Origin of the sequence: Paenibacillus sp. RC84, assembly GCF_041260495.1 — a bacterium.
Lineage (GTDB): Bacteria > Bacillota > Bacilli > Paenibacillales > NBRC-103111 > Paenibacillus_F.
In genome coordinates this window covers 106,305-122,394 of sequence record NZ_JBGBYL010000006.1, presented here as the reverse complement: position 1 = coordinate 122,394, position 16,090 = coordinate 106,305, and the positions used below count along the sequence as shown (strand labels likewise).

16 protein-coding genes are annotated in these 16,090 nt (G+C 48.7%); 10 read left to right on the top strand and 6 right to left on the bottom strand.

Annotated features, from left to right (window positions below; genetic code table 11):
* Positions 1-16 precede the first annotated feature (16 nt).
* Positions 17-781 carry an SDR family oxidoreductase gene (locus ABH899_RS15235; RefSeq protein ID WP_369997668.1) on the top strand — a complete coding sequence of 255 codons (765 nt, stop codon included), beginning with the start codon at positions 17-19 and terminating at the stop codon, positions 779-781.
* A gap of 158 nt (positions 782-939) precedes the next feature.
* Positions 940-2,010 (top strand): SDR family oxidoreductase, encoded by a 1,071-nt coding sequence (locus tag ABH899_RS15230; protein ID WP_369997666.1) that lies wholly within the window; start codon positions 940-942, stop codon positions 2,008-2,010.
* Positions 2,011-2,077: 67 nt separating this feature from the next.
* Here ABH899_RS15230 and ABH899_RS15225 read toward each other — a convergent pair whose 3' ends face one another.
* Together ABH899_RS15225 and ABH899_RS15220 are read right to left on the bottom strand one after the other, a co-directional pair.
* Positions 2,078-2,449: a winged helix-turn-helix transcriptional regulator gene (locus ABH899_RS15225; RefSeq protein WP_009675773.1), complete on the bottom strand. Its 372-nt coding sequence runs from the start codon at positions 2,447-2,449 to the stop codon at positions 2,078-2,080.
* A gap of 268 nt (positions 2,450-2,717) precedes the next feature.
* Positions 2,718-3,614, bottom strand: coding sequence for a Gfo/Idh/MocA family protein (locus ABH899_RS15220; RefSeq protein ID WP_369997663.1), 897 nt, complete (start codon positions 3,612-3,614; stop codon positions 2,718-2,720).
* A 126-nt stretch (positions 3,615-3,740) separates the two neighbouring features.
* Between ABH899_RS15220 and trpB the strand changes: the two genes are divergently transcribed.
* Positions 3,741-4,904: a tryptophan synthase subunit beta gene (gene trpB, locus ABH899_RS15215; RefSeq protein ID WP_369997660.1), complete on the top strand. Its 1,164-nt coding sequence runs from the start codon at positions 3,741-3,743 to the stop codon at positions 4,902-4,904.
* A gap of 138 nt (positions 4,905-5,042) precedes the next feature.
* Here the strand turns inward: trpB and ABH899_RS15210 are convergent, their stop codons facing one another.
* The 4 genes from ABH899_RS15210 to ABH899_RS15195 form a co-directional block, all read right to left on the bottom strand.
* The gene (locus ABH899_RS15210) at positions 5,043-5,660 is read right to left on the bottom strand and encodes a DUF4304 domain-containing protein (protein WP_369997657.1); all 618 of its coding nucleotides are present in this window, start codon (positions 5,658-5,660) and stop codon (positions 5,043-5,045) included.
* An 86-nt stretch (positions 5,661-5,746) separates the two neighbouring features.
* Positions 5,747-6,445, bottom strand: coding sequence for a hypothetical protein (locus ABH899_RS15205; RefSeq protein ID WP_369997655.1), 699 nt, complete (start codon positions 6,443-6,445; stop codon positions 5,747-5,749).
* Between the two features lie 128 nt (positions 6,446-6,573).
* On the bottom strand, positions 6,574-7,038 hold the full coding sequence (locus ABH899_RS15200) for a phage tail protein (protein WP_369997653.1): 465 nt from the start codon (positions 7,036-7,038) through the stop codon (positions 6,574-6,576).
* 261 nt (positions 7,039-7,299) lie between these two features.
* Positions 7,300-8,496, bottom strand: a complete 1,197-nt coding sequence (locus ABH899_RS15195; RefSeq protein ID WP_369997651.1) for a macrolide family glycosyltransferase — start codon at positions 8,494-8,496, stop codon at positions 7,300-7,302.
* Between the two features lie 425 nt (positions 8,497-8,921).
* Between ABH899_RS15195 and ABH899_RS15190 the strand changes: the two genes are divergently transcribed.
* From ABH899_RS15190 to ABH899_RS15160, 7 genes are all read left to right on the top strand, one after another.
* Positions 8,922-10,442: an MDR family MFS transporter gene (locus tag ABH899_RS15190; RefSeq protein WP_369997649.1), complete on the top strand. Its 1,521-nt coding sequence runs from the start codon at positions 8,922-8,924 to the stop codon at positions 10,440-10,442.
* Positions 10,443-10,488: 46 nt separating this feature from the next.
* Positions 10,489-11,451, top strand: a complete 963-nt coding sequence (locus tag ABH899_RS15185; protein ID WP_369997647.1) for a helix-turn-helix transcriptional regulator — start codon at positions 10,489-10,491, stop codon at positions 11,449-11,451.
* Positions 11,452-11,473: 22 nt separating this feature from the next.
* A complete protein-coding gene (locus ABH899_RS15180) occupies positions 11,474-12,226 on the top strand; it encodes an SDR family NAD(P)-dependent oxidoreductase (RefSeq protein ID WP_369997644.1) in 753 nt (250 codons plus the stop codon).
* A 247-nt stretch (positions 12,227-12,473) separates the two neighbouring features.
* Positions 12,474-13,049, top strand: coding sequence for a class I SAM-dependent methyltransferase (locus ABH899_RS15175; protein ID WP_369997642.1), 576 nt, complete (start codon positions 12,474-12,476; stop codon positions 13,047-13,049).
* 69 nt (positions 13,050-13,118) lie between these two features.
* Positions 13,119-13,727 carry a DedA family protein gene (locus tag ABH899_RS15170; RefSeq protein WP_369997639.1) on the top strand — a complete coding sequence of 203 codons (609 nt, stop codon included), beginning with the start codon at positions 13,119-13,121 and terminating at the stop codon, positions 13,725-13,727.
* The gene (locus ABH899_RS15165; RefSeq protein WP_009672927.1) at positions 13,724-14,425 is read left to right on the top strand and encodes a response regulator transcription factor; all 702 of its coding nucleotides are present in this window, start codon (positions 13,724-13,726) and stop codon (positions 14,423-14,425) included. The genes ABH899_RS15170 and ABH899_RS15165 overlap by 4 nt, the downstream gene beginning before the upstream one ends.
* Positions 14,418-15,845, top strand: coding sequence for a sensor histidine kinase (locus ABH899_RS15160; RefSeq protein WP_369997636.1), 1,428 nt, complete (start codon positions 14,418-14,420; stop codon positions 15,843-15,845). Before ABH899_RS15165 ends, ABH899_RS15160 begins: the two co-directional genes overlap by 8 nt.
* Positions 15,846-16,090 lie beyond the last annotated feature (245 nt).

The window sequence follows — 16,090 nt, the reverse complement described above, 5'->3', positions numbered from 1 at the left end:
TAAAGGAGTGAGAGCTATGAAACGATTGGAAGGAAAAATTGCATTAGTCACAGGCGGAAGCCGCGGTATCGGAAAAGCAATTTCGCTGCGACTGGCGCAAGAAGGTGCTCTGGTTATCGTTCATTATGGCAGCCGCCGTGCTGCGGGAGAGGAAGTTGTCCGGGCCATTGAAGCCCAAGGCGGAAAGGCTTTGGCCCTAGGAGCAAATCTCGAAAACGTTGCCGGGGTAACGGATTTGGTTCAAACCATGGAGCAAACGCTCCTTCGCCTAACAGGTCAGAACCGGATCGATATCCTCGTTAATAACGCTGGCATAGGAACTTCCAAAACATTGGAGGAAACCACCGAGGAGGATTTCGACGCGATATTTGCCGTGAATGTAAAAGCGCCGTTTTTCCTCGTCCAGCAGTCCTTGCAGCTTCTGCGTGACGGAGGGCGAATTATCAATACCTCTTCAGGCGTTACGCGAATTGCATATCCTCATATTATGGCGTACAACTTGACGAAAGGTGCCATCAACACGTTTACCCTGCATCTTGCGAAGCTATTAGGGCCTCGTGGGATTACCGTTAATGCCGTGCTCCCCGGCATCGTCGATACGGACGTGAACGCAGAATGGCTGCATACACCGGAAGGCCAGCAACATGCGGCCGAAATGTCTGCCCTCGGCAGAGTCGGCGAGCCTTCGGATATTGCGGACATCGTGGCTTTCCTCTCTTCATCGGACGCCCGTTGGGTTACCGGACAGATGGTCGATGCCACCGGCGGGTCGCATTTATAAGTGCAATCAACAGCTCTTCCAAGCAAGATGGAAGAGCTGTTTTTATTGGCTTCCGGGCCCTTATGTTACTTTCAAGTGCTTAGGTGAGTCCAAAGTGCGTACTTCTCAAGTTCCTTCTTCCCTCTCATAATAGACCCTATAAGAAGGAGGAGAGCCCTATGAAACCAGAAGAAACCGTATCACATAAAACCGCTCTTGTCATTGGAGCTAACGGAGTAATCGGAGGGAATCTCATCCAGCATTTGATGACGCTCCCCGAGTGGGATATTATTGGAGTTTCTCGACGCGGCGGAGAGGACACCCCCCAGGTACGGTATGTGGCGGTTGATCTGCTAAATGAGGAGGATACCCGAGATAAGCTCGGCAATCTAACCGAAGTCACGCATATCTTCTACGCCGCTTATCAAGATCGCCCTACTTGGGCCGAACTGGTTCCACCCAACTTGGCCATGCTCGTGAACACGGTCAATGCGATCGAACCGATCGCCCCTAAACTGCAGCATATCAGTCTGATGCAAGGTTATAAGGTGTACGGTGCGCATCTCGGTCCCTTCAAGACACCTGCGAAGGAAACGGATGCCCATCATATGCCGCCGGAGTTCAACGTTGACCAACAGCAATTCCTCGAACAACGACAGCCTGGCAGCAAGTGGACTTGGTCGGCTCTTCGTCCATCGGTCGTTTGCGGGTTTGCATTGGGCAATCCGATGAACCTGGCCATGGTTATCGCGATTTATGCTTCCATGTCTAAAGAACTCGGTCTGCCGCTCCGTTTTCCAGGGAAGCCGGGCGCCTACCACAGCCTGCTGGAAATGACCGATGCAGGCTTGCTGGCTCGGGCGACTGTGTGGGCGGCAACAGATGAACGCTGCGCGAATCAGGCCTTTAACATCACGAACGGAGACCTGTTCCGCTGGAATGAGCTTTGGCCGAAGATTGCGGCATTTTTCGAGCTTGAGACAGCCCCCCCATTACCGATGTCTTTGGATGTGGTCATGGCTGACAAGGAGATGTTGTGGAACACCATGGTGGAGAAATATGATTTGGCGAAAAACAGCTTCCAAGACGTTTCCTCCTGGCGGTTCGGGGACTTTGTATTCTCCTGGGATTATGACTTTTTTGCCGACGGGACCAAAGCGCGTCGTTTCGGCTTCCATGACTTCATCGATACGGAACAGATGTTTATGGACATCTTTGAAGACTTCCGTAAGCGTAAGGTAATCCCGTAATTTAGGGATAAACGCACGAAACCGGTTCCTCATGTCCAGGAACCGGTTTTTTTCTACCTAATCTACCTCACTCGTCAGATTGAGGCGGTTCGAATAACACCCTACCCCTATCCCCGTACACCTTTTCAATATGCATATCGCCCCATCTGCACATGAGATGAAGGATACCCTTCAGGCCCCAGCCATAGTCCGTCAACTCATACTCGACTCTCGGCGGCATTTGGTTATAAGAAATACGGGACACTATCCCGTCCTCCACCAGTTCCTTTAACTGCTGGGTCAGCACTTTTTGCGTTACCGCAGGCATCAGGTGCATCAGCTCGCCATTGCGCTTTTTACCGAACGTGAGGTGAAACAAAATGACCGGCTTCCACTTGCCTCCGATCACTTCGAGAGTGGCTTCCACCGCAGTGTTGTAGGTTTTCTCTGTTTCCTGCATAGCCTTGGATCGCCTCCCAGCGCGTAACTTTGAAACCTTCCTACCTCGCTGCTTTCGCAGCGGTCTCCCTCTGAAGAGAGAACTTGATAGCTATTCTCTTAACTAGGAATTCATCCCCCTAATTATACTAGATCCGATTAGAACTTCAATTTTCTGCTTTACCGCTATTAGGGTACGGTTCATCGAGCTTTATGTAACGACAAGTTTGTTAAGGAGCATGCTTTGCCGGAGATGCGTAATTGGGTTTCAACAACATTTCGGACTATCCTTATTCCTCGACCGTCAAATACTGAACTGTACCTGTTTCGGCGGATTTGATTATTTGATCCAATAAATAATGAAGCCTACACCCTGTTTGGAAATCAGGAGTGGTGTAAGTGTTTTTTCGCAAGTCGTTAGCAAACTGGGTATAAAGCTGAGCGATATTATAAGATATAGGATTAACTTCCTGCGGGTTGATGTAATAATGTGACGGAACAATTAAAGATTGAAAAGCTTGATTTTCTCCAAGAACAGCCTGTAAGTTGAACGCATCCCATTGAAACATTAACCCGTCTTTTGATTTCATAGAGATCTCACCTTTGGTACCAATTATTTCTATAGATAGTCCTGCTATCTTTGAATTACGAATTTGCCCGGACAGGAGTGCGCCGCTTTTTAACATCCCATTAATTGCAACATAATCAGGTGCATTAGCTTGAATAACTTCACCTGTTTCCATAACACTTATTTCTTTGTATTGTGTCTCTAATGAGGCTGCTATCTTAGTAAAGGGGCTGCCCATCAAGTAAGTGAGACCATCTAAAAGATGTCCAGTGGTAATGGTCAACTGGTCAGCTCCATTTTTTTTATCGAGAAGATAAGCATGGGCTTGATCAATCGTGCTCCCTTTAGTAGGGAATCCTGGCATGGAGTAGCTTACATTTATGGATAAAACCTTCCCTAGGTAATCTTCACTAAGAAGATCCTTCACATAATTAATAGCCGGATTGGCACGAGCCTGTAGACCTGTGATATGACGAACACCTTTTGCTGTGGCCAATCGGAAAATATCGGATGCTTCTGCTGTATTCAGTGCCAGCGGCCACTCGCAATATACATGTTTACTTTCCGGCGACGGCACGACCGTCTGAATGACAGGGCCTGTGCTGCCGCTTTGAGCCATCGGAGCGGTTGAAGCCCCGCCGTTAATTGTTCAAAGTTATTTACTGTTGACAAGATTTTTGCCGCTTTCTATGATAGCATAGAAACGAATTGGTCATTATCCAGCTAAATGGAGGCGGTTTCACGAATGATTCAAGAGCACATGAAAGAAGGATACTTTGGTGAGTTCGGAGGCAGCTTTGTACCGCCAGAATTGCAGGAAGTGCTGGATTATTTGAGCACTCAATTCAACAAGTACAAGGATGATCCCGAATTTAATGAAGAGTTCCGATACTATTTAAAAGAATATGTGGGTCGTGAAAATCCGCTAACCTACGTCAAACAATTAACGGATGCGTGGGGCGGAGCTAAAATTTACTTAAAACGCGAAGATCTTAATCATACCGGTGCACACAAAATCAATAACGTGATCGGACAAATTCTGCTTGCCAAACGGATGGGCGCCAAACGAGTGATTGCCGAAACCGGAGCAGGACAGCACGGTGTTGCAACTGCGACGGCATGCGCCATGTTTAACATGGACTGCGTGATCTACATGGGAGCGGAAGATACGCGCCGTCAAGCTTTAAACGTATTCCGGATGGAGCTGCTCGGGGCTACTGTCGTACCAGTTAATAAAGGACAAGGCCGTTTAAAAGACGCGGTAGACGAGGCACTGAGCGATTTGGTCCAAAACTATCAAAACACGTTCTATTTACTCGGTTCAGCTGTGGGTCCGCATCCTTTCCCGACGATGGTCAAACACTTTCAATCCATCGTCAGCGAGGAATCGAAACGACAAATCCTGGAGAAAGAGGGGCGTCTTCCCGATGCGGTACTTGCCTGCGTCGGCGGAGGAAGCAATGCGATCGGCGCTTTCGCGCATTATTTGGACGAGCCTTCAGTGCGGTTAATCGGCGTAGAACCGGATCAAGCGCCAACGTTAACTCAAGGTGTTCCAAGCCTGATCCACGGCTTCAAATGTTTAGTGCTGCTTGACGAGCAAGGGAATCCCAAGCCGACCTATTCGATTGCCGCAGGCCTTGATTACCCTGGAATCGGACCGGAGCACAGCCATTTGAAGGTAACCGGGCGTGCTGAATACGTGACAATTAGCAATGAGGAAGTATTAGCGGCATTCCAAGAGTTGTCCCGTACGGAAGGTATTATCCCTGCGCTCGAAAGCGCACATGCGGTAGCCTACGCTAAGAATCTCGCGCCAACGATGAGCAAGGATCAAATTATTATCATTAATTTGTCCGGGCGCGGAGATAAGGACGTCGAACAAGTATTCCATATGCTGAAAAAATAATTGCCGATATGCCAAAGAAAGCAGCTCCTGCAGGCTGCTTTCTTTTTTAAAATGTCTACAAGAATTAAAGTTCCGTTTCTTTTATCAGTAGTTCAGCATGCGAATTCTTTCAATACCGTTGAGCGAAACTGTCACATCTCATGAACGAATCGTATCAAATTCCACTCCATATTTATCGAAGATGGCCTTGTACTTATTTTCGAATATGGCCCATCGATTTTCTGCTCCGTATTTTTCATGTAAAGCCTTCAAATAACGTTTAGCCGCTGCTGCATCGTTAGATTGCAACAACAAATGAAAGCTCTCTTCGCCCAGATGCAAAAACGGACCCGAAATGTAATATTCCACAATGGATCTGGCACTGGTCATCGTTTCATAGAAATGAATAACTTCTTCCAATCCGCTTAGCAGCGTTTTTCTCAAATCATCCCTATTCGTATCGGGAGTGATTGCGAATCGATCCGGAACAGCCCGGGCAATTTCCTTGATTCTTGCTCTGAAGTGACATTCCACTTCCTGAGGAGCCGTCAATATCTCTTTCGATTGGATCTGCGCTAGCTCCGCCGCATAAATGCCGCAGTTCACATAAAACATGACATTGTCCGCCGAATTACCGGAGGATTTTTGAAAATTAATTATGTAGATGAGGCCTTCTGTTGTTTTACTGAAATTCAAACCCTTCTTTGCGAAGCCGTGCTTGGAAAGGAACGGCTTTACGTCCTGCTTTATCATATCGTTAAAGAGCTGCTGCAACACAATCCCTCCCAGGTAAAATTGCTATTCCGGATGCTTTCATAAGAGACACCTATAACCCCAATGGGCTTACGACTTTTGCAACCGACTCAATCAGGTTTAATCTTTCTCAATTTGATTGAAGACAGGGCTTCATCATTCAAGGTTGCAGGCAAATCACTGTTCGATCCTAACCAAAAGTCACCATAGCGCTCCATAACCAGCACGTCCCCACATCGGTAAAAGGCATGCGTAGATTTCTCTTCTTTGGGGCTAATATAATACCCATTAAGCCACACATCTTCAATCGGCTTATCAAACAACATCTGTATAGGGTCTAATTTTCCTTCTACTATATAAAGGTGTTTGCAGCCGAAAACAACCTCCTGTAAACAAAAACTTTTCAGAAAATGATATAGAGAGTCATTTACGATGGTATGTCCCTCTGCATGGTCATCCCAAAGCAAACGTTCGTCGCAATAGACAGGAGAATTGTTGTTGCCTGCCTCCACCTGGCAAGTCCAGTTTGCTTGATTTTCCTCAAGAAACGTAATCTTATCCCCATCCCTCTTCACTCGCTCCACCGAATAGAGACAATCCTGCTGTTGAAATATCTCTGGAGAGTTCTCCAGGTGATCGTCCGAACCATCTTTCCAGCGACCCGCAAACGCATACAATTCATGCAGCGCCTTTGGAAGATAGGCTGGAAGCTCGCCCACCGGCACACCGTAGGAGCTTTCATGCTTTCCATACCAATCGATTAGAAACTCCTTAAGATCGTCCATTTGATCTGTATCTTTCAGCAGCATGGTAACTCCTCCAATCTAACTTTACTTCTACACGATTTACTTGTATCGCTTCCTTGGAAATGACTTTACACCGTCACTTATGATAAGGTTTTCCGTGCTGGATTCCTCCGATTGAGCTTTTGCTACCCTTAATATTCTCCTTTGATTACAAAAAACGAGCCCCGAATGGTTCCGGCTAGTTTAGACTTCTGCCTGGCAAACTTAAACTTCCCTTCTAACTCCTTTGGTACCTCCATTCCCTCGGAAAGCTTAAAACCGACGGCCCGCTTCTTAGGGTCATCAACCGTATACATGACATTGAGCGCAAGCCCGTCCTCATAAAAGACGTAGGTAAATCGAATATTTTCCACTTGAAAACGCGACGTTTCTAAAGGCTTGGCCGCAAACGCAATATCACGTTCATCTTTCAAAATGCGGTTCACATAATCAAGGGTCTCCTGACTTTCGCTAGCGGGTACAACCGTAAATTCATGCTTGTATTTGTTCATAAAATAACGGGCTTCATTAGCACGTAATCCAGCAAGCGCTTCTGCTACAGGTGAAGACTCTAAACCAACCGTAGACACATCTTTAAAATCAACGATATACGACATTTGAATCTCTCCTTTTATCTCATTATTTCAAAAAATTTGCCGTTATGATAAGGTTCACCGCGCTGTCCCCATAGACCTGCACATCACTAACATAAATTAACCCGGTTGTACCTGACATAGCGAAGTTCAGTTCGTATGCCGCCTCAACGACTAAACAATGAGATAGACTCACCGTTAGTTAGTTATGCTGTCGCAAAAAAATAAGCTCCCGCCGAAATTAATCGGGGGAGCTTATCTCCATGACCTGCCATCGGATCAAATTCACTGGTAAATATAAGATCGATTTTTAAACTCGAAAATCTCATCAACGGCTTGACGATACCCGCCTGATTTCCGAAAAGATTCGCCGATATTTGCAACAGCTTCTTTGAAAGATGGGGGGCTTAACACTTGATCGGCGGCTTCACGCAGTTGATGTGCAGTCAACCCTTGCATTTGTAGGGCAAGGCCTGCTCCGATTTTGGCGACTTGCCCCGCAACCATCGGTTGATCGGCGTTTTGAGGGATGACAACGAGTGGGACCCCGTTATAAAGACCTTCATGGGTACTGTTCATTCCGCCGTGTGTGATAAATAACTTCGTGTGTTGCAAAACTTCCGTTTGCGGAACGTAATTTTTGACGATGAAATTATCAGGTATCTCCCCCAAATCGGAAATTAGGGTGTTATTCCCTACAGACATGACAATCGTATGCTCCGTGTTCCCGAACGCCTCGAAACAGAGCTTGTAGAATTCAATCGCCTGGTTAAAAACCGTCCCCAGCGAAATGTAGATCGGATTTTTCCCCTTGATTGCGGTCAAATCGAAATTTTTTTGAGCTGGCCGCGACGAGAGGGACGGACCGACAAATTTATACGTTTGGTCGAATTTCTCCTCATTCGTTTGAAAGTCCCTTGTTGTATATACGATGGTAAACGGAGCCGGATTACAAAACACCTCATAAGGAGTACGGACCTCTACACCGTATTTTTCGCCCACCTTTTTCGTCAGGCTATGAAACCGTTCAACGATTTCTTCGGGGGTTTTTACGGGAGGCGGTTCCAGGAGGGCATCGAACGTTTCTTCGATATGCGCAAAAGAAGTACAAGAACTGATGGCGGGAAGCTTAAGAATCTGAGCGAGCATACGCCCGCATCCGAACATGGAATCATGGATCATGTAATCAAAATGTTCTCCCCGAATCTGCTCGAGGACGGCCGGGATGACTACATCCGCCGTAAGCAAAAGACCGATGGCTCTTTCGAGTACATAGTCTTTTCCACCGGAAGTAAAGGCTTCTATAAATTGTTGATCGTCAATAATTCGTACCGAAGCCCCCGTCTTCTCTATGCGGTCCCGATAAGCCCCTATACAGAAGTACACCACCTCTTCTCCACGCGAAATAAGCTCCTGCACAACGCCAATCGTCGGATTGATATGTCCCTCCGAGCCGGCATTAATAAATAAAACCCGCGCCATTTCTATCACTCCTTAGGTTACGGTTTTCTAAATCGCGTAAGAGCAACGCCTTCTACGAAAATAATGGAAACAAGTCTATCATATTACAATTTTATGGAAATCTCAAAGCTTTAACCCAAAGGACTGCCCCCGGCAATCCCTTGGCTAACCGCATAGGGCATCCGTACCGCGCTTTCCACAAATACCGGCTTCTGCAACTTCGCCCCTTCCATATGGTGCTTTACATAAGCCGTCGGGTTGAACTAGTCCCGCACACCCGGTGGTCTGCCGCTACGGGCCCAGCCTCAGCCCTCTTGGAACCTTATTTCGAAAAACGCCAATGGAGCATTCCTTCCCTGACATACAGATGTCAACAAGGGTAGCTTATGATGATCTCAGATGATTGTTCAGCAATCAATTCAGGTACATGAAAGGAATGGGAGTATATGAGAAACAAACTGTCCGCAATCGTTGGAGGACTGCTGCTTGCAATTCTGATGGCGTCCATGGACAATACGATTGTATCAACGGCGATCGGCACGATCGTCGGAGAGATGGGAGGACTCGACAAGTTCGTATGGGTCACCACAGCATATATGGTTACAGAGATGGCCTGCATGCCGATCTTCGGCAAGCTGTCCGATATGTATGGGCGCAAACGTTTTTTCATCTTTGGGATCATCGTGTTTATGATCGGTTCCGCGTTGTGCGGAATAGCGCAATCCATCGTAGAGTTAAGTATCTATCGGGCTGTGCAAGGGGTCGGGGCCGGGGCGATGGTATCCATTGCGTTCACGATTTTGTTCGATGTCGTGTCACCCAAGGATCGCGGGAAGATGATGGGGGCATTCGGAGCGGTGTTCGGTTTGTCCAGTGTGGTTGGTCCGCTGCTCGGCGGGTACATCACGGATCACATAAATTGGTCGTGGATTTTCTACATCAATCTGCCGCTGGGCTTCATTGCCTTGCTGATGATTGCCTTGTTCTACAAAGAATCGGCGGAGCATTCGCAGCAAAAAATCGATTGGGCGGGTTCTATTCTTCTCATAGGGACTGTCGTCTGCTTTATTTTCGGGCTTGAGCTGGGCGGCAAAACATATGCCTGGGATTCCCCGCAAATTATCGGGTTGTTCACTGGATTCGCGGTTCTTGCTTTCATGCTTGTCATAGTCGAGAAAAAAGCCGCAGAACCGATCATCTCGTTCGGCTTGTTCCGCAGCAGACTGTACACGACGAGCAATCTGGTCGCCATGTTCAGCGGCGCAGCATACATGACCGCGGCGATTTTTATTCCGATCTACGTGCAAGGCGTGCTTGGCGGTTCCGCCTCCAATTCGGGGTTGACCTTATTGCCGATGATGCTGGGTTCAGTTGTCACCGCGACGCTTGGCGGATTTCTGATGACGAAACTGCAATACCGGACAATCATGATAGGGACGCTGGCGATGCTGCTGACAGGCCTTGCCCTCCTCTCACAAATTACGGTAGAATCTTCTCGACTTTCCATTACAGGGATTATGATTCTGATCGGTCTCGGGATTGGCGCTTCCTTCTCGGTATTAAGCACTTCTGTGCTTCATTCGTTCCCTGCGGCGCAACGCGGGGCGGCAAACGCGACTTTGAATTTCAACCGTTCGCTCGGCATGGCGCTTGGCATTACCATTTTTGGGATGGTACAAAGCCACAGCTTGCTCTCGAAGCTCACCGAATCGCTTGGCAAAGGCGACATAGCGGTCCCGGTTGACTTGAACTTAAGCGATCCCCATTCGTTGCTGAATCCGGCGCTTCGGCAATCCGTGGATCCTCAGCTTCTTGATTCCATTACCGCCGGGCTGTCGGGCTCCATCGGAGCAACCTTTGCCTGGAGCCTCATTCCCGCTGTTTTGGCGCTGATTGCGGCATTTCTGATGACGAAGGATAAAATGGATCCGGCTGCCGAAGGCGAAGAATTCGCCACCGCACACTAATTCATCTATCGGCAAGCTGCAGCAGGCCGACTTAGGAGAGATGACATTGAAGCTTGAACGGTTAATGACCATTACGATTTTGCTGCTCAATCGAAAGCGGGTACAAGCGCAGGAATTGGCGGACCAGCTTGAAGTGTCTCTGCGCACCATTTATCGCGATCTCGATTCGCTCGGTCAAGCCGGCATTCCCATCGTCTCCTATACCGGCATGGAAGGCGGTTATGAGATTATGGACAGCTTCCGCCTGGATCGGCAGCTGCTGTCCTTCGATGAGCTGACCGCCCTCTCCACTGCGCTTCGCGGTCTTGAGTCTACGAAGGCCTACGATCGCTCGAATATGGATCTCCTCCTCAGCAAAGTCGGCGCAATGGTGGCGCAAGCCGAGCAGGGCCGGGCAGGAGAAGGAGACCGTATTCATATAGATTTTACCCCTTGGAAAAATAGCGAAGAGGACCAAAGTCGGTATAATTCGCTTCGCCAAGCCGTGAATGATCGGAAGCTCATCCGATTCAGATACACGAGCAGAACGGGCGATGAACAAAAGCGCGAGGTAGAACCGATGGCGCTCGTGCTCAAGAACTACGCGTGGTACCTTCACGGCTATTGTCGCTTGCGGGGCGATTATCGCATCTTCAAGCTGACGCGTATTCGGGAATTAGGCATACAAGCCGGCACCTTCATTCGTCGAGCGGAGTCGCTTGCGCAGTTGAATGACAGGTGGAAGAAACCTGAGATAACCGAGGCAAATGAGGCGATTGCAGTTGTCCTTCAATTTAAAGCATCGGCTGCCGTGTCCGTGATGGACCATTTTGATGAAAAGGATATTGAACGGTTGTCGGATGGACAGCTTATTGTGCGCATGACCTACTCGAGTGAACATTGGCTGATCCGTACTGTGTTCCATTATATGACGGATGTTATTGTGCTTGAGCCTGCTTCTATTGCCGCAAAAGTGAGGCAGACTGCTCTGGATATTGCGGGACAGTATGGCGTGTCGGATACGAAATAAGTTCAAAGAGGGAGGTTTGCTCATGATGTCCTTAGATGGAAAAGTAGCGATTGTTACCGGGGGCGCTCGGGGGGTCGGGAGAGCGACGTGCATTCAGTTGGCTAAACAGGGAGCGAAGATTGTTGTCAACGACTTTGGAAATGAGTTGACCGCCGAATCCGTCGTGTCCGAGATTGTTGCGGATGGCGGCGAGGCCGTGTCGATTCCGGCGGATGCCCGCAGTGCGGGACAAATGGAACAGCTCGTGAAAGCCGTGAAGCAAGCATTCGGGCGTATTGATGTTCTCGTATGCAATGCGAGTAACGGCGCTACAGCCGCGACCTTTGCCGAGCTCTCTTGGGAGTCATTCGAACGGCAGCTGACCGATGAGTTGAAGGCGGCATTCGAGCCGACGAAGGCAGTTATCCCGACGATGACGGCACAGCAATTCGGCCGGATCATCTATCTGTCCAGCACGGATGCCAAAGATCCTACCCCTCAATATATCGCATTCGGTACGGCGAAGGGCGGGCTCGATACGTTTGCGCGATATATTGCGCAAGAATTCGGCCCCTGCGGGATCTCGGCAAATGTCGTCGCTCCCGGCTTCGTTAGAGCCGATGAGACTCTTATGATCTCTGAGGAAGAGGCTCGCGTGATAGGCAGCTTCACACCACTCGGCCGGATTGCCGAGCCGGAAGATGTGGCGGGAGTTATCTCTTTTCTCGCCGGAGACGGCGCCCGATTCCTGACGGGAACATACACGCCCGTTACCGGCGGGCTTGTCATGGAGTGAGTCTCTCCACACTCGATCCCCTCATAATGATGCGACTGCCCCGCATGGGAGCCTTTTAAGGCTCCTTTTTTGTATTGTATGTGGCGGCAAATTCGCATGGCGAAGACATGTCCTTGAAGTAAGGGCATGTCTTTTTTTCAATAGATCTTAAGAAAATCTTTATTGTTTACTGACGTAAATGCTAATAAATTTTCGATAAGATAAGGCCAGTAATCCATAAAGTACATTAAGGAGTTGAAGTGAACATATGCTGGCTAACACCTTTATAAAAACCAAGATCACCGATAGATGGCGCTTCCTTAAAAAATTTATTCAAAATCCCCACGACGTCGGGAGTATTGCCCCAAGCTCGAACAGATTGACGCAAAAAATGTTGGAGCCTGTGCCCTGGAATCATGTGCACACGTTAGTCGAATTGGGAGCGGGAACAGGGGTATTCACCCAAATGATTTATGACCTAGTTCGTCCGGATTGCCAAGTCGCCGTCTTTGAGAAGGAAGAGGAGATGAGGGATTTACTCAAGCGAGAGTTCGTCGGATTCCATATGTTCCCCAATGCGCTGGAGCTTAAAGACAGCTTGAGCAGCATCGGAGCGGGCCGAGTGGACTGTATCGTCTCGGGGCTGCCTTTCGCCAACTTTTCGCAAGCGGATCGGGAGAAGATCATCCGGCAAGTTCGCGAGACGTTAAGGGAAGACGGATTGTTCATTACATTCCAATATTCGCTGCAGATGAAAACCATGCTGCAGGCTGCGTTCGACGAGGTAAGCATCTCACTTGTTCCGTGGAACCTCCCTCCGGCTTTCGTCTATACATGCAAATAAATGCCATTATCCTAAAAATTTCCTGATTTTCCTTTTGTTCATTATTAAATTAGAATTGGAGGAGACATCATGAGCATTGATTCCATACTCGATGGCATTCATCACTTCGGTTATTTCGCGCTCTTTTTCTCGCTATGGCTGGGCATAGTCGGGATGCCGATACCGGATGAAGTGGTTGTCATGACGGGGGGAATGGTCGGTTCGCTGCACTTGCTGCAGACGGTTCCGGCTTATGTTATGACCTACCTGGGAGTAGTGTCCGGGTTATCATTAGGTTATATTTTAGGCAGAGTGATGGGACCGCACGTCGTCGAGCGTTTGCGCGAGAAGAAAAAAATCGCGCCCTACATTCAAAAATCCGATCGGTTGCTCGAGAAATACGGGTCGTTCGCGCTGGTGATCAGCTACTGTTTTCCGGTAGTTCGTCATGTTCTGCCTTACTTGGCGGGAGTCAATAAAATGCCGTTCCCTAAATACGCGATGATTTCCTACTCGACCGGACTGCTGTGGACGACGATTTATTTTATTATCGGTTATTATTTTGGAGGCAGCATCGAGCGGATAGGAAATAATGTGTATAAATACGGGTATTATGGCCTGGCTGCAGCCGTTATTTTCATAAGCAGTGCCGCCGTTATCAAAGCGATTCGTAAAAAGAAGAAGGTGTGTTCCGAATGAAGAACGAGAAAGGGGCCTCCGTCCTAATCATTGACGATGAGCCGGAAATCCGCGACATTGTCCAAATTTTTCTCAAAAATGAAGGGTACGAGGTCATGGAAGCCGAAGATGGGGCCGCGGGCTTGGAGCTGCTTCGGAAGAAGGAGTTCGATCTGGTCATTTTGGACGTGATGATGCCGAGGCTCGACGGGATCAAGGCCTGCATTCAAATTCGGCAAACCCGGAATACCCCGATTATTATGCTCTCCGCCAAGAACGAAGACATGGACAAAATATTAGGCTTAACGAGCGGTGCGGACGATTATTTATCCAAGCCGTTTAATCCTCTGGAGCTTGTCGCCCGGGTCAAATCGCAGCTGCGGCGGGTCCGGATGAGCGAGACGCAGGATAAGCGGCAGCCACTAGAGCTTAGCATTGGAGATTTGGTCCTTAATATCCCCCGCCACCAGGTAACGGTCAAAGGCAAGGATATCTCTCTTACTCCGCTGGAGTTCGATATTCTGGAGCTGCTCGCCACTCACCGGGGGCATGTATTCAGCGTGGACAGAATTTACGAAACGATCTGGAAGGACCCCGCGTTGCAATCCGACAAAACGGTAATGGTGCATATCCGGAATCTTCGCGAAAAACTCAAGGACAATCCCCGGGAGCCCAAATATATCAAAACCGTCTGGGGAGTGGGCTATAAAATTGATTAGACTCAAAAGACCGGATTGGATCAAGAGTCTGCGGGTAAAGCTAATGCTGGCTTTCGGAGCGACCCTCGTGCTCACGACGATTTTGAGTCTGCTCTTCGACTATGTGACGCGGGAATCGCGTAAGGTCTACTTTACCAGTTTTGAAACAAGCAAACAGAACGTCAAACAGCACTTGAGCGACATAGAGCGGCAGATACCCGTGCTCTCCGGTCCGGAGGGGATCGATCCGCTGCTAAAGCGCGAGAGCGAGGCAAGCCGGCTGCGCATTCTGCTTTCCGATATGCAAGGGACTATCGTCTATCATTCCCCATCGGTTACAGAGGATAAGATCGATTTATACCAAATTATCTATGAGCAGAGGGAGACGGAGAATCAGCCCGAGTCCGGCACTATGTATACGGCGATTACACCCATCCAATATCAGGGTCAGAAGCTGTTTCTTGTCGTATCGGGGCCGCTCTTTGCAGAACGAGGTTATGTATATGAGAATCCTCCCCTGTACAGCTCGCTTGTGTTTCTGCTGTTATTCCTGCTGCTGTTTTATTTGCTCACCTACAGCAAAATGAAAGAAATCCGGACCATGAGCAGAGGAGTCCGGCAAATTGCCGAGGGCAAGCTATCCATACGACTGCCGGTCAAAAGCAAGGATGAGCTCGGAACCCTCACCGCAAGCATCAACGAGATGGCGGGACAGCTAGAGGAGATGATCGCCAAAGAGCGGCTGGCCGAGCAAGCCAAGAGTGAGCTTATAACGAACATATCTCATGATTTGAGAACTCCTCTGACGAGTATTATCGGCTATTTAACCGTCCTGATCGAACATCCGGAGACAAGCGGCGTGCTGAAGAATTACGTTAATAATGCGCTGAACAAATCCAACCAGCTCAAAAAATTAATTGACGATTTATTCGAGTACACACGGCTGACCAACAATCAGGTGGCTCTGGACAAAAGCCGGGTCGACCTGGTCGGTATGCTGAATCAGATCATCATGGAATTCCTTCCGCTCGCTGAGCAGCACCAGATCAGAGTGAACAGTACGCTGCCCGATCGGAAAGTAGATGTATGTATCGATGCAGACAAAATCGTCCGGGCCATCGATAACTTGTTAACCAATGCGCTCAAATTCAGCGTAAAACCGGGCAGCATCGATATCGTAATGAATGCAGAGCACACATGGGTCGTACTGTCTATCGCCAACACGGGTTTGGCCATTACGCCTGAGCAGGAAAAAAGGCTGTTCGACCGATTCTATAAAGCCGACGAATCGAGGAACGACCACCGGATGCCGCACGGGTCGGGTCTTGGCCTTTCGATTGCACAGAGCATCATGCAGCTGCATGAAGGAGATATCTGGCTGCGGCGAACCGGACCGTACTATGAATTCTTTATGCGGATTCCATTGCCGCCCTCACATTAGACGCCCGCTTCCGTTACAATGTAAACATGTTGCTCGGTGTCTGCCCGCGAAAAATGTGAAAGGAGCTGCCGCGGCACGCTCCTTCGTTGATGTTCTTATGGATTTATATTTTCATGATCTGCACGACAGATTGACGATTCGGTGCCGAGGCACTTCGAAAAGTCGGCTTTGTCGCCTGTAATACGGATCACGCATTACCTCGGCTACTTCGGCAAATATTGATAAATAAAGTGAGCCGATGGTAC